This window comes from Paenibacillus zeirhizosphaerae (assembly GCF_030705605.1).
In the GTDB taxonomy this organism is placed as follows: Bacteria; Bacillota; Bacilli; order Paenibacillales; family Paenibacillaceae; genus Paenibacillus; species Paenibacillus zeirhizosphaerae.
The window spans coordinates 118,037-131,635 of record NZ_JAPCKK010000001.1 but is presented as its reverse complement, the minus strand read 5'-3'; the positions used below and the strand labels follow the sequence as shown (position 1 = coordinate 131,635).

General features: G+C 48.1%; 13 protein-coding genes and 1 pseudogene. 2 read left to right on the top strand and 12 right to left on the bottom strand.

Annotated features, from left to right (window positions below):
* The first annotated feature begins 213 nt into the window (after window positions 1–213).
* A pseudogene (locus OIN60_RS00620) lies at window positions 214–431 on the top strand (YjbQ family protein).
* 145 nt (window positions 432–576) lie between these two features.
* On the opposite strand, the gene OIN60_RS00615 reads toward OIN60_RS00620, so the two are convergent.
* The 7 genes from OIN60_RS00615 to OIN60_RS00585 all read right to left on the bottom strand — a co-directional run bounded on the left by OIN60_RS00615 (window position 577) and on the right by OIN60_RS00585 (window position 8,332).
* Entirely contained in the window at window positions 577–1,158 is a 582-nt protein-coding gene (locus OIN60_RS00615) for a TetR/AcrR family transcriptional regulator (protein WP_305752930.1), read from the bottom strand.
* A gap of 6 nt (window positions 1,159–1,164) precedes the next feature.
* On the bottom strand, window positions 1,165–1,797 hold the full coding sequence (locus OIN60_RS00610) for a YigZ family protein (RefSeq protein ID WP_305752929.1): 633 nt from the start codon (window positions 1,795–1,797) through the stop codon (window positions 1,165–1,167).
* 105 nt (window positions 1,798–1,902) lie between these two features.
* The gene (locus OIN60_RS00605) at window positions 1,903–3,258 is read right to left on the bottom strand and encodes a glucose-6-phosphate isomerase (protein WP_305752928.1); all 1,356 of its coding nucleotides are present in this window, start codon (window positions 3,256–3,258) and stop codon (window positions 1,903–1,905) included.
* A gap of 165 nt (window positions 3,259–3,423) precedes the next feature.
* Window positions 3,424–3,738: a pyrimidine/purine nucleoside phosphorylase gene (gene ppnP / locus OIN60_RS00600; protein ID WP_305752927.1), complete on the bottom strand. Its 315-nt coding sequence runs from the start codon at window positions 3,736–3,738 to the stop codon at window positions 3,424–3,426.
* 146 nt (window positions 3,739–3,884) lie between these two features.
* Window positions 3,885–5,933 carry a transketolase gene (tkt, locus tag OIN60_RS00595; protein ID WP_305752926.1) on the bottom strand — a complete coding sequence of 683 codons (2,049 nt, stop codon included), beginning with the start codon at window positions 5,931–5,933 and terminating at the stop codon, window positions 3,885–3,887.
* A gap of 349 nt (window positions 5,934–6,282) precedes the next feature.
* On the bottom strand, window positions 6,283–7,179 hold the full coding sequence (gene purU, locus OIN60_RS00590) for a formyltetrahydrofolate deformylase (protein ID WP_305752925.1): 897 nt from the start codon (window positions 7,177–7,179) through the stop codon (window positions 6,283–6,285).
* 25 nt (window positions 7,180–7,204) lie between these two features.
* Window positions 7,205–8,332: a deoxyribonuclease IV gene (locus OIN60_RS00585; RefSeq protein WP_305752924.1), complete on the bottom strand. Its 1,128-nt coding sequence runs from the start codon at window positions 8,330–8,332 to the stop codon at window positions 7,205–7,207.
* Window positions 8,333–8,570: 238 nt separating this feature from the next.
* Here OIN60_RS00585 and OIN60_RS00580 point away from each other — a divergent pair, with 238 nt between their 5' ends.
* On the top strand, window positions 8,571–9,485 hold the full coding sequence (locus OIN60_RS00580; protein WP_305753172.1) for a TIGR01777 family oxidoreductase: 915 nt from the start codon (window positions 8,571–8,573) through the stop codon (window positions 9,483–9,485).
* 36 nt (window positions 9,486–9,521) lie between these two features.
* Here the strand turns inward: OIN60_RS00580 and OIN60_RS00575 are convergent, their stop codons facing one another.
* The 5 genes from OIN60_RS00575 to OIN60_RS00555 are packed head-to-tail and all read right to left on the bottom strand — an operon-like array spanning window position 9,522 to window position 13,562.
* Complete coding sequence (locus tag OIN60_RS00575) at window positions 9,522–11,156, bottom strand: DUF6382 and FHA domain-containing protein (RefSeq protein ID WP_305752923.1); 1,635 nt, start codon at window positions 11,154–11,156, stop codon at window positions 9,522–9,524.
* A 53-nt stretch (window positions 11,157–11,209) separates the two neighbouring features.
* Window positions 11,210–12,190: a hypothetical protein gene (locus OIN60_RS00570; RefSeq protein ID WP_305752922.1), complete on the bottom strand. Its 981-nt coding sequence runs from the start codon at window positions 12,188–12,190 to the stop codon at window positions 11,210–11,212.
* Complete coding sequence (locus tag OIN60_RS00565; protein WP_305752921.1) at window positions 12,177–12,728, bottom strand: hypothetical protein; 552 nt, start codon at window positions 12,726–12,728, stop codon at window positions 12,177–12,179. Before OIN60_RS00565 ends, OIN60_RS00570 begins: the two co-directional genes overlap by 14 nt.
* Window positions 12,729–12,744: 16 nt before the next feature.
* Window positions 12,745–13,128, bottom strand: a complete 384-nt coding sequence (locus OIN60_RS00560) for a hypothetical protein (protein ID WP_305752920.1) — start codon at window positions 13,126–13,128, stop codon at window positions 12,745–12,747.
* 17 nt (window positions 13,129–13,145) lie between these two features.
* Entirely contained in the window at window positions 13,146–13,562 is a 417-nt protein-coding gene (locus tag OIN60_RS00555) for an ABC transporter permease (RefSeq protein ID WP_305752919.1), read from the bottom strand.
* Window positions 13,563–13,599: the final 37 nt, after the last annotated feature.

Here is a 13,599-nt window from a genome sequence, read left to right as displayed (position 1 = left end):
GTGTTTCCTGCCTTCCTTCCCCAACAAAAGTCCGGTCATAATTTTTCTATGTTTTACATTGAGGAATAATCAATTAATGGATTAATCCAATTAGTATACTTGGTTTTACTTATGTGATACTTTACCAAATTCTTTCGTAGACCGTCAATGCCTTTTTAATGTTTTCTTATACAATATATTCGAAATGATTATATTCTGAAGGGAGATTACATTATGCTGCATACCTTTGAATTGACGACAACCAAACGGGATGAAATTCGCGATATTACACGGGAGGTCGCTTTATACGTGAAAAAAAGCGGGGTGGGCAGCGGCACCATACCGAAGGAAATACCGCATCTCATTTGAAAGCCATTACCGCGGGCCCTTCTCAGACACTGGTTATTCACGACGGGCGATTGCTGCTGGGGCGTTGGCAAGGGATCTATTAAATCTTCAAAAAAAGACGATGTGTGCGCCAGACAAGCTCCATCGTCTCTCTAATCCTTTATCTTTCTCCATGTACAGTTATGCTATTGCAACGTCCTGAAGCATAAAAGTTTTAAAAAATGCCGTTCGTAACGGCACCCGCTTTTTTCATATATTTCTGCACATCAGTTTAACGTGAGCAAGCGCAGCCGGCCGAATTTCCTCAAATGTTAGTCTGTCCTGAATGTAATAGGAAACAAAACCGTGCAGGGATAGAAAGAGGCTGTGTGGAATACGCTGCCGGTCTGTCTCCGAATGATCTCCCTGCCCCAAGTGCTGGCGGATCATGGATGCGAATAACTCCAGACATCGGCTTTGCTCAGAACGGCAGTAGGTAAGCAGTTCTTCATCCCGGATCATGAACATAATCTCGTACTGGTACGGGTTTTCTAACCCGAACCGGATGAACTCCAGCATCAGCTGTTCCGGTTTGCTCAGACCTTCAGGAGGTGTTTTGTTGACCGCCTGCATCAAAATTTCAGCAAGCGCTCTGAAATCCTCCATGACAATGGCGTAGAAAAGCTCTGCTTTTTCTTTGAAATGATAGTATAAGGATCCATGACTATATCCCAGATGCTGTCCAATGCTGCGCATTGAAATGGCCCGGTAGCCTTTCGTAATGAAAAGATGCCTCGCCGCTTCCAGTATCCGTTCCCGTGACAACTCCTGTTCTACTGCTCTTCTAGCCATATGTTTTTATTCCCCTTCAATGAAGTAAAGCTGATTTCCCTCCGTTATGAGCGATTGTCCCTGTGTTATATCTGTCATCCAGAGCTTAAAGTCTTCCGACTCCCCATCCACGGGCAGACAGGTCAACTTCACTTTATCTGTAAAATCGGTATCCCCCATCCGAATTCCGCGGTTTCGCAATTCATTTTCCACCTTACCCAGCCAGGTATAATCGAGCTCCACAAACACTTCCCTATGCAGAACACGCGTGATGGCTTCTCCGGCTTCGATAGCCGCTACGGCGCCGTCCGTATATGCTCTAATCAGGCCGCCTGCTCCCAGCATGATACCGCCGAAATAACGGGTGACAACAATCACCACATTTTTCAAGCCCTGGTTGCGGATCACTTCAAGTATCGGTTTGCCGGCTGTACCGCTCGGCTCCCCATCATCCGATTGCTTCTGGATTTCATCACGCTCACCGATCATGTAAGCTGAGCAGTTATGGGTGGCATTCCAGTGAAGTTTTTTGATTTCTTCTATAAAAGCAACCGCTTCCTCTTCGTGTTCAACTGGCCGTACATGGCCGATGAAGCGTGACTTTTTAATCACGATCTCTTTCTGGCCGGCATTACGTACAGTTCGGTATCGTTCCAGCATGGCCGATCATTCCCCACTTCATTTTGAAAGAAAGCAGCCCATCAGCATACAACTGGTGAACTGCTTTCTTGTAAATCGTGCAAAATCTTTAAAACTGCTCGCAAATTACTCGGACAATCTGGCTTCCAGCTTCGCTTTCTCTTCCTCAAAGCCTGGTTTGCCCAGCAGTGCAAACATATTCTTCTTGTAAGCTTCAACACCCGGCTGATCAAACGGATTGACACCCAGCAGGTAACCGCTGATGCCACAGGCCTTTTCGAAGAAATATACCAGATACCCAAATGTGTATGGCGTGAGATCCGGTATGTTCACGATGAGGTTAGGTACCTGACCGTCCGTATGTGCCAGCATTGTGCCCTGAAACGCTTTTTTGTTCACAAAATCCATTGTCTTGCCTGCCAGGAAATTGAGGCCGTCAAGATCGTCTGTATCCTCTTCAATCGTAATATGGCTAGGCACGTTCTCGACCTGAATTACCGTTTCAAAAATATTACGGCTTCCTTCCTGGATAAATTGTCCCATGGAATGAAGATCTGTCGAGAAATCTACCGATGCCGGGTAAATTCCTTTATAATCCTTGCCTTCACTCTCGCCGAAGAGCTGTTTCCACCACTCGGACACAAAGTGCAGAGAAGGCTCATAGTTCACGAGAATTTCCGTTGCTTTGCCCTTCCGGTACAGCGCATTACGGACAGCAGCATACTGGTAAGCCTCGTTCTCAGCTACATTAGGATTGCTGTAATTTTGGGCTGCTTCTGCAGCACCCTGCATCATTTCCTCAATATTAATACCGGCTGTTGCGATTGGCAGGAGACCTACCGCAGTCAGCACGGAATAACGTCCGCCCACATCATCCGGGATGACGAAGGACTCGTAGCCTTCTTCATTTGCCAGGCTTTTGAGCGCACCGCGCGCTTTATCCGTAGTGGCATAAATACGTTTACGCGCTTCTTCTCTGCCGTACTTTTTCTCCAAAGCGGCGCGGAAGATACGGAAAGCAATCGCCGGCTCCGTTGTAGTACCGGATTTGGAAATCACATTGACGGAGAAATCCTTACCCTCAATCAACTCTAGCAGATGATTCACATATGTAGAGCTGATATTGTTGCCCGCAAAGTAGATTTCAGGTGTTTTACGCTTGTCCTTCGGCAGAATATTGTAGAAGGAATGCGATAGCATTTCAATCGCCGCACGCGCTCCCAAATAAGAACCGCCGATGCCGATCACAATCAGCACGTCGGAGTCACTTTGAATTTTGGCCGCGGCCTTTTGGATACGCGAAAATTCTTCTTTATCATAATCAGTAGGCAGATCGATCCAGCCAAGGTAATCAGAGCCCACACCTGTTTTATTGTGCAATTGCTCATGGGCCAATTTGATCGGTTCTGCAAAATAGTCGATTTCGTGTTGTCCCACAAAAGTGAGCGCTTTACTGTAGTCGAAAGAAACCTTCTTGGACATGATTGAACCTCCTGTTTTGCTATTAACCAAGGCGCTTCAATATACTGCCCATAAAGCGGCTTAGCAATAGGATACTTTATATTTTAGGGCCTGACAAGCATGACAAATCAGATTATTGTCCGGTTCCTTGAGAGGCCCTACGCCTATGGATGAGATATCATCGGGTTACGCCGGATATGAACAGCAGTAGTCCGTTACACTCCGTACTTCCAGCCTGAACTTGGACTCAGCAGGCACATGGAATGTCCCCTCTCCCTTGATATCCACCCAGGTTTCCTCCCCTGGCAGTAGTACACTTAAATCTCCGGACAAAATTTCCATGATCTCACGGGAATCCGTACCGAATTCATACGTTCCAGGCAGCATGATTCCTAGGGTCACTTTCGAACCGTCAGCCAGAAGGACCGTACGACTGGTTACCTTCCCTTCATAATATACATTCGCTTTCTTGACTACGCTGACTCCGTTGAACTGTTCCATGCGCCACGTCTCCTCGTTTCGTTTCGAATCATTCATCAGGACAGAACTGATGAATGATTCGAAACCGGAATCGCCTTTCCGGCGGTTCCGATTCCTAACTTTTTGATTAAAACAAGTTCGAACGATATAAGTTGTGTGGCAACTACTTATTTAAGCAGGTTTTTAACTTTGCTCACAACGTTCTCAACCGTAAAGCCATATTCCTTGATGACGCGGTCGCCAGGAGCAGATGCACCGAACGTAGAGATACCGATAATATCTCCTTGCTCGCCGACATATTTATCCCAACCCATCGGATAAGCCATTTCCACAGCAAGACGGGCTTTGACGTCAGGCAGCAGGACGGAATCCTTGTATGCCTTGTCCTGTTTCTCAAACAGATCCCAGCTTGGCATGCTGATAACACGCACCTGGATACCTTCTTCAGCAAGCGCCTCCTGTGCTTTGACAGCCAGTTGAACTTCTGAGCCGGTGGCAATGATTTGGGCAACAGGCTTGCCGTCCTTCGCATCAGATACGACATAAGCGCCGTGTTTGATACCTTCGCGTGCACCGTCAACCGTACCTGGCAGAATCGGCAGATTTTGACGAGTCAGAACGAGGGCAACCGGATTCGCCTGATTTTCCAGAGCATATGCCCAGGCAGCCGAAGTTTCGTTACCGTCCGCAGGACGGATCACCGTCAGGTTCGGAATGATACGCAGGGAAGCCAATTGCTCAATAGGTTCATGTGTAGGACCATCCTCACCAACAGCGATACTGTCGTGTGTCAGCACGTAAGTGACAGGAAGACCCATCAATGCAGCCAGACGAACAGCCGGACGCAGATAATCTGTAAATACAAAGAACGTACCACCGAACACTTTTACGCCTTTATGCAGTGCCATACCGTTCATAGCAGCAGCCATACCGAACTCGCGGATACCAAAGTAAATATTGCGACCGGCATAGTCTTCAGGAGTAAAGTTGGAGATGTTGTTCAGATGAGTCATGGTCGAGCTCTCCAAATCAGCGGAACCGCCTGTCAAGAACGGAACGTTCGGGGCGAGTCCATTCAGCGCATTACCAGAAGCGACACGTGTCGATACAGCTTTATCTTCTGAGGCGTATTTCGGCAGATCTCGATCCCATCCCTCTGGCAGCTTGCCGCTGACAGCAGTCTCGAATTGAGCCGCCAGCTCAGGGTGTGCTTCTTTATACTTCGCAAACAGCTCATCCCACTCTTTATTAGAAGCAATACCTTGCTCCTTCACTTGGGCAAAATGTGCGCGTACTTCGTCAGGCACAAAGAAGTCTTCCTCGTAAACCCATTTGTAAAATTCCTTCGTCAGCTTGGCTTCATCGGCACCCAGCGGGGAACCGTGTGTACCACCATGACCGCCCTTGCCTTGCTTGTTCGGGCTTCCGTAACCGATGATCGTTTTGACTTCGATCAGTGTAGGACGGAGCGCTTCAGCCTGACCCTCAGCAATCGCTTTTTCAATAGCAGGCAGATCGTTACCGTCTTCTACGCGAAGCACCTGCCAACCATAAGCTTCGAAACGCTTCGCTACACTCTCGGAAGAAGACAGATTCAGTTCTCCGTCTAGTGTAATATCGTTTGAATCGAACAGCACGATAAGCTTGCCCAGGTGCAAGCGAGCAGCCAGGGATGCCGCTTCGTGCGATACACCTTCCATCAGATCGCCGTCGCCGCAGATCGCATATGTAAAGTGATCCACAACTTTAAATTTATCTTTATTGTAAGTAGCGGCCATTTGCGCTTCAGCCATTGCCATACCGACCGCCATCGCGATCCCTTGGCCGAGCGGGCCAGTAGTAGCGTCAACACCTGCAGTATGACCATATTCCGGATGGCCCGGAGTTTTGCTTCCCCATTGACGGAACTGCTTGATTTCCTCCATTGGAAGATCGTAGCCACTCAGGTGCAGCAGGCTGTACAGCAGCATGGAACCGTGTCCAGCGGACAAAACAAAACGGTCGCGGTTAATCCATGTCGGCTGATCCGGATTATGCTTCATTGTCTTCGCGAACAATTGATAGCCCATCGGAGCGGAGCCCATCGGCATGCCTGGATGACCGGATTTCGCTTTCTCGATGGCGTCAATAGCCAGCGTACGGATGGTAGTGATCGACAGATTGTCAATAGTAGAGTTCTCGTCCTTATGAATCATTTCTTGATTCTGGTCAGTCATGATTATCCTCCTCGTAATTGTTGAACTATGCCAGATGGTTTCTGGATTTCGCAAACAGAACCCGGCAGCAATTTTATTACACCAGTCTCTCAATGCGATTTAATCCGCTTGAATCTTTCATTTTGACTTATTCATTACTCCTGTATTGTACCACTTGCCGCCGAGGTTTACCATACTCAGGGGTATATATACTCAATATACCCGTTATAGATCATCGTCATTAACCCGAACCGTAAATTCCATGTATGATATTGCCGGAATTTGTATTTAGGGAGCTCTGTTGAACCCTCAAAAACAGCAAGGGAGCCGCTCTGGTATTCAAACACCATAGAACTGCTCCCCTGTATAACTAAAATACTACGGTTTTATTTTCGTGTACCAAAATCCGGTCTTCGACGTGCCATTTCACCGCACGGGCCAAAACAACACGCTCAATCGTGCGGCCTATGCGCTTCAATTCAGTGACATCGTCCCGATGGCTGACACGCTGAACGTCTTGCTCGATAATAGGTCCCCCGTCAAGCTCCTCAGTTACATAATGCGCGGTGGCCCCAATAATTTTCACCCCGCGGTTATATGCCTGAGCGTAAGGCTTGCCCCCTACAAATGCAGGAAGGAAGGAATGGTGGATGTTAATGATCCGGTTCCTGTAATGCTCGATAAACTTCGGTGAAATAATCTGCATATACCGTGCAAGGATAATGACGTCAATATCGCTGCCAATCACTTCAAGCTGGCGGCGCTCGGCTTCAGGCTTCATATCCTGAGTAACAGGAATATGATGGTAAGGGATACCGAAAGACTCCACATACTCCTTCATATCCGGGTGATTGCTTACTATCATGGCGATGTCGGCATCCAGATCTCCCGCTTGCCATTGCCAAATCAGTTCAACCAGACAATGATCTTCCTTGGATACAAAGATCGCAAGCTTCTTTTTCCGGCTGACACTGGAGATGCGCCACTCCATACGGAACTGCTCCGCGACCGTGCTGAAATCCTGCTCCAGCTTGGGCAGGGATGCTTCCAACTGCGGCAGGTCGAATTCAACACGCATGAAGAACATGCCGCCTTCCGGGTCCATAGTGTATTGATCCGATTGCACGATATTAGCCCCATGTTCATGAAGGAAACGGGAAACGGCCGCCACGATCCCCGGACCATCCGGACAGGATATCAGCATACGTGCGCGGTCCGCATGCACAGTGTGTGCATTGACTCGATGTTGATTTACGTGGACTTCCATCTTTCTGTAGACCCTCCTAAACTTCTTATGCATTCACCAGCAACTGTTTGCCGGCTAACCAGGCAATCAGTCGATGATTAATCTGCTCTTCTGTCAACTCGGTAAAGAGACCAGCTTCAGCAACTTGATCATACAAACGCTCGAGCGGTTCACGAGGGTCTGCTTTTTTGGCTTTCGCATCGTTCTTTAGCAGAGTCCAGGTATCAAGCACAAACTGACGCGAGTCCACGTCCTGCTTGCTAAAAAAAGAATGCAGATCTTCAATCTGGTTCATAAAATCCTGACCAAAGCGCTCTGCAACATCTCCGCGCAGAAGCGCTATTTCGGCCTCATACATCGGGCGCTGCGTTTTGGCGTCTTTACCAATCCAAGGTGTCTCAAGAATAAAAGGGCGGCCTTTGAGCGCATCATGATGAACCACATTGCGGATAGTCTCAAAGCCGATCCATCCCGATCCGATCGGGGCATGGCGGTCCTTTCCGGCTGCTGCGGGATTTTTACTGTCGTTCAGGTGAACCACCGCGATGCGATCCAGACCGACAATTCTATCAAACTCTTCAAGGACACCATCCAGATTGTTAACGATGTCATAACCCGCATCATGAATATGACAGGTGTCCATGCATACGGTCAGGCGTTCATTATACTCCACCTTGTCCATAATGGCGGCGAGCTCTTCGAAGCTGCGGCCTATTTCCGTACCTTTACCGGCCATCGTTTCAAGTGCAATGTTGACGTCGGTCTCTTTGACTCCGTTCAGAACTTCATTTAGACCTTCCGCAATCCGGTTGATGCCGTATTCCGGATCTTTATCCGTGTAGGCCCCCGGGTGAAGTACAATATTCCGGACTCCGATTGCATGGGTTCTACGGATTTCTTCCTGCAAAAAGCTCACAGCAAGCTCGTACGTATTTTCTTTGTAAGAACCCAGATTGATAATATATGGGGCGTGAACAACAATCTCTTCCATGCCCAGCTCTTTCATCAACTGCTTCCCTTCATCCAGATACATGGATTCCATCGGCTTGCGGCGCGTATTCTGCGGTGCACCTGTATATATCATGAACGAACTGGAACCGTAGAGTGATGCCTCTTTGGTCGCGCTTAACAATCCCTTGTCAGAAAAAGATACGTGAGAACCAATCTTCAGCATCTTTCTTCCCCCCTTACCTTCGAATATCTCCTTATTTTAACGTGATTATGAAAATCTAACAACGATGAACATGACGGCCAACCGTTTTTGGAAAACAGAACCAGGAAGAGCACTCCAGTAAGATTTGTCCGGGCGCTAAAAACAAGTTATATTCTTACATAGTAGGAGAAATAAATTGGAAAATATAACCTGACCGATACGTCGATATCGGAGGCTGGTCTGAAGGGAGATCATCACCATAAAAATTGCTGTCTGCGGAGGTACCGGATTTATTGGAAGTGCGCTGATCGAGCACTGGTTGGAGGCGGGTCATGAAATTATAATTGTGACACGGCGGCGACCGGAGCGCACCTTAGGACATCAGCTTCAGTACATAAGCTGGGATGAGCTAGAGCTTAATCCGCAACGGATTGGAGGAGTGAATGCGATCGTCAACCTGTCCGGAGAGAGTCTGAACCAGCTCTGGACGAAAAGCGCCAAACACCGGATTATTCAGTCGAGAGTCGGCAGCATCGCGGCATTGGCCAAGGCTATCGAGCAGCTCGACAAGAAGCCCGAGGTCATTATTCAGGCTTCAGCCATGTCGATTTACGGAACATCCGAAACGGAGGAATTTGATGAATCCAGCCCGAACAGGCCCACAGACTTTCCGTCAAGGGTTACTGAACAGTGGGAAGCCGCAGCGGAAGCCTTCCAAGGAATAGGAGTCAGACTTGTAAAGCTGCGGATCAGCATGGTGCTTGGACATGAAAAAGGGGCACTTCCTCTATTAAAGCTGCCTTATCGCCTGGGATTCGGGGGCCGGATCGGCAGCGGACGGCAGTGGACCACCTGGATTCATATAGCCGATATGGTCAGGATTGTGGATCATTGTCTCCACGACAAATCCATATCCGGTGCAGTGAATTCATCTGCCCCAACTCCCGTAACCAATGACGAATTTGGCAGAACGATTGCCTCCGTGTATCGTCGCCCCCATTGGTTTTCTGTACCTTCCCTTCTGATTAGAGCGGCGCTCGGTGAAATGAGTATCATCGTGCTGCAAGGCCAAAGGGTGGTCCCCAAAAAGCTGCTGGATCACGGCTTCACATTCCTATTTCCAGATTTGAAGCAAGCTCTTGAGGACCTGTATGCCAAGGAACAGTCGGACTAACCCTTCGCGAATAGGAGAATACCGCAGGAAGTCTTATCAGGCTGCGTAATAAGTATAAGCCACGCCAGCAAGTTCAAAGGTGTCTCCGTCATCGAGCGGATACTCCTTATACGGGACCATCGGGTCGCCGTTTAACCGGGTACCGTTCGTAGAAGCTAAGTCCTTCAAAACATGCTTATGTCCGCTTCCATTTAGGCTCAGTTCGACGTGTGACCTGGATACCCCCTCCGTATCCTCTACATACTGGGCTATTTCCTGAGAGCGGCCGATAATAAAGCTGCCTGAACTGACCGGGATATTCTCTGCCGGGTCTGACTTGCCCGCCACCCTTCTCAAGTAGGCACCCGGGCGTACCGAAGACGGAATATCGACGCGTTTATCCTGAAGCAGTGTGGTTGCCGGACTTAGTGGAGAATCGGGCACATCATGAACCTCCTCGAACGTGTTATACCTGTTCGCCTCCTCGACGTCGAGCCGCCGATATTCAGGCTGAGGTGCTTTTTCCTGTACCGACCATCTCCATGGCTCTTGGCCCTCATCCTCCCGCTCTGACGAAAAACGAAACCTCCTGCGCAGAGGACCGGCCGGCTCCGAAGCTTCTTCATCTGGGATATCCTCCGGATCCAGGTCTTGTCCTCTTCTGAACCATCCCGTCAGGCTCCATCCCTGCCACGCAATTAATGCAAGGGCGGCCATGCCTGCCGTTATCAAGGCACAGATCAACAGTCGGATGGTGCTCGGAGCTTCAAGGTACACGTATTTCCAGATTACCGCAGCACCCAATAAACAACCCAAAGCTATGTACAAACGGTATTTGTAAAGTGCTGTTTCTGGCTCATAGCCATCTTCTTCTTCATCCTCGCTAACGTCGTCAGGCTCCTCTCGTTTGTTGGCAGTTGTGAATGCCGTATATGAGCCTGGCTCCCGGATTGGCAAAATATTGGCTGCGGAAGAAGGCTTATCCAAGTCCTTTTCCTGAATGGAGCTGTTGTCCTGCCTCGCTCTCAATACCTGCGGCTTCCGGTCGGCATTTACATCCTCGCCGGATTCCGTTGCACCATGGCTGTGCACGTTCCCTTTTGTCCTGGTACCGGTTTCGGGATGGATATATTGAAGCAGCACCTCTTTCAGCTTGCCGGGATTAAACAGTTCCCCATCGCAGACTTGGAGTATCCGCTGTACACCATCACCTTCCAATTCAGAGACGCAGCTTATCATTCGAATGATAAGCTGCTTCAATTGTGCACCTGCAGTACCTTCATACAAGTTTCTCCGCACTGGCACATATGTCAGGCTGACACTGCGGGATCGTTCGCTTTCCGAAATAAACATATACTCTTCATGCAAAATGAAACGATTTATATCGAGCATATATTGTCCGCAATTATGCAGTGTATCTGCAATTCGGTAGATTACTTCGTAAAACAAACTCATTGAAATATTGCCGTTCTTCCATAAATGAGACAGCATCCGTTGTCCGGTAATGTCATACTGCAATTCGATCCGGAAATCCACTTCTTTAACCATAACGCCTAACAATCCCTGAATCCGGTTTGACGTAACCATACCGCTCTGGACCGGATTGAGATCGGTCACCCTAAAGTCAGGCTCCTGTTTGACAATCATAAATGTACCGCCGTTCAGCGCAAAATCTCTCTGTAGCCCAAACAATCCTCTTCCCCCCTCTTTATAAATGCAAGTCTCTCGAAATCTAATCTGTCAAATTATTTTATTGCGCTGCCCGGAAAGTAACCGGCCAAAGCCGCCTCTTTCTCGCTTGTGAACTTTTCTACGATTTCTCCTTGATAGTTGTCAGAGGCACGGTAATAGACTTTGATGCCATTTTCCAAATAACCGAATATCTCCGTACTTTTAATCAGCCTGCTGCCGCCGAGCGCGTAGCTGTTATAACGATTCAGTCCAACCGGCACACCTTGAATAAAGGAAATTACCCCAACATCGTTAATGGTGTTATTCCATTCTTCCTGATCCACGTGCGGAAGCGTAAACGTATAGGTAATGCCTAGATTACGTACATACTCATTGTAGGAATTTGTATAATATGCCAGATTATCCTGCAAAACTGATATAATCGTAGTTCTGCGAACCTGTTCAAAAAGCTCCTGATCTTCAAGCAAAGCTATTCGATGGCTGGTAAGAAGCGAGACGTCCGCTCTTGTGCCCTCAAACCATATTTGGGCTGCTGCGTCATAGACATACACATAGTCATCCAGCGTAAAAGAGAGGCTGTTCCCCTGATCATCCACATAAGCAAACGGCTTTCGGGCTTTCCATACTTGCTTATTGACGTTTTCTCCTCTTTCATTCCTGAAAGTTTCGTTGGTGTACACCCAAAGACCGTCGTAATCAACCACCGCAATCAGGGGAATGTACGTTTTGAGCATCCCCTGAGCGGTTTCATCGTCGCGGATTCCAACATTGTTAAACAGCGTCTCGTAAAAAGCCTCAACGGCCAGCTCTTTATTGGCACGTATCCTTTTCACAAAATCATAACTGCTCTCCATATCCTGACTCTCGTTCAACTGAAGCGCAAAAGCAGCATCCTGTACAGCCGTCCGCACAGCCCCGTCATACAGAACCATTTTTTCCAGCGTTCTTTCCTGTTCCAGCACCCGCAGATTATTTTCAAAGAAAAGCGGAAATACAATCATCACAAACACAAGAGACCAGCTAATAATCTTCATTCAGTATCATCCCTCCGTAAGGGATATAGACCCGCGTTGAGTCTCCAGTTTGATCATTGGTCAGGAAGTTATGCAGCAGGGAAGCCTTTGTAGTATTCGTATTTCTCACCGTTACAGAGAAAAAATCCCCCTCCCGCATGTAATACCGCCGACTTTCCGCTAAATCAGAGCTGCTCCCCCCTGGGAATAGAGATGCCAAAATACTTTTCGTGTACCGGGCATCATAATAAACATCTGTTTTTCCGGTAAAGGTAGTGGCGTCCAGCGGGTCCAAATAGACCGGATTGTACTGCTTTGCCCTATGCTCCATCTGAATATCATATAGATTAGAGGTACCAAGCTCCCTCGTAAAATCGTTATACATTGCCGGTGTAATGTACCCTTTGTTGCGGACAGAATCCACAAAATTGGAAGTTGCTTGGTAAGCAAGGTTGTACGCGATTTGATCTTGCTGCTGATACGCCGCTTGCATAGGATAGAAATAGAGCAGCAGACAAGCAAGTATAATGGCAAATGGATAAAGCACGTACCTGGCCATTTCCAATCTCCGTCCCTCATTGTTTTCTAAATATCACTCGTTGCAGTACGCCATCACCATTCCTTTGATACGCTGTGCTGTATACAGCCTGAGGAGCAATCATGGAAACGTCTGTCTCTTCTATAATGACGTCTTTGGAAAAAAGATAGCCATCCACCTGGATATCCGCCCCAAGCTCCGCGATTTGGAATATGGACTGCATAACAGCCGAGCCGCTGATCCTTTCTTCCTCTTCAATCACAGGCATTACGACCAAATTTCGGTCACGACTATCCATTACAGCATTTACCTCGCCAAGGGCCTGATGATTTTCGCGAAACAATCCGATCCCGGAAACGGCCGCACTGATGAAGAGCAGGAAGCCGGCCGCAGTGAACAGCATTTTAGCTGTAATATTCATATCTGTTTATTCACCCATTAGCTTTGCGTAAACTCAATACCTGTCACCACATTGTTCTCGTCACGCATGACTAAGCCTTTAAATTGACCTGACGGGTTGACGTACTCATTGGATGTTACATCCGTAGTCCCCCCAATGCTGCCTTTGGTGTAGGTGGTTCCGCTCCTGTTCTTGTTCGTCGACACCTTGATCGTAAAATTTTCTTTATTGCCGAATTTACGAATAGTGTTGACCACCTGGCTGCCGGTCAAAATGGTATTGTCATAACCCGCATACGCCTGCCCCGACAGCTCGGTCTGAATACCGGAAAATTCAGTCTGCGCTTGTTTGGCTCCCTCCTGGGCCGTGCCGAACAGAGTTACACTCAACGTGATGAGGGCGATGGCCAGAAAGAGACCTGCCGCTCCGACTAATGCTTTTGCTGCTGTGCCCATATTTCATACTCTCCTTTGGTAACTATAGAATTTAAAA

Excerpts from the sequence above, each read along its gene's own strand:
- OIN60_RS00560 (WP_305752920.1), bottom strand. The coding sequence starts at position 13,128 with ATGAATATTACAGCTAAAATGCTGTTCACTGCGGCCGGCTTCCTGCTC.
- OIN60_RS00565 (WP_305752921.1), bottom strand. The coding sequence starts at position 12,728 with ATGGCCAGGTACGTGCTTTATCCATTTGCCATTATACTTGCTTGTCTG.
- OIN60_RS00555 (WP_305752919.1), bottom strand. The coding sequence starts at position 13,562 with ATGGGCACAGCAGCAAAAGCATTAGTCGGAGCGGCAGGTCTCTTTCTG.
- tkt (WP_305752926.1), bottom strand. The coding sequence starts at position 5,933 with ATGACTGACCAGAATCAAGAAATGATTCATAAGGACGAGAACTCTACT.
- OIN60_RS00605 (WP_305752928.1), bottom strand. The coding sequence starts at position 3,258 with ATGTCCAAGAAGGTTTCTTTCGACTACAGTAAAGCGCTCACTTTTGTG.
- OIN60_RS00585 (WP_305752924.1), bottom strand. The coding sequence starts at position 8,332 with ATGCTGAAGATTGGTTCTCACGTATCTTTTTCTGACAAGGGATTGTTA.
- OIN60_RS00610 (WP_305752929.1), bottom strand. The coding sequence starts at position 1,797 with ATGCTGGAACGATACCGAACTGTACGTAATGCCGGCCAGAAAGAGATC.
- purU (WP_305752925.1), bottom strand. The coding sequence starts at position 7,179 with ATGGAAGTCCACGTAAATCAACATCGAGTCAATGCACACACTGTGCAT.
- ppnP (WP_305752927.1), bottom strand. The coding sequence starts at position 3,738 with ATGGAACAGTTCAACGGAGTCAGCGTAGTCAAGAAAGCGAATGTATAT.
- OIN60_RS00615 (WP_305752930.1), bottom strand. The coding sequence starts at position 1,158 with ATGGCTAGAAGAGCAGTAGAACAGGAGTTGTCACGGGAACGGATACTG.
- OIN60_RS00570 (WP_305752922.1), bottom strand. The coding sequence starts at position 12,190 with ATGAAGATTATTAGCTGGTCTCTTGTGTTTGTGATGATTGTATTTCCG.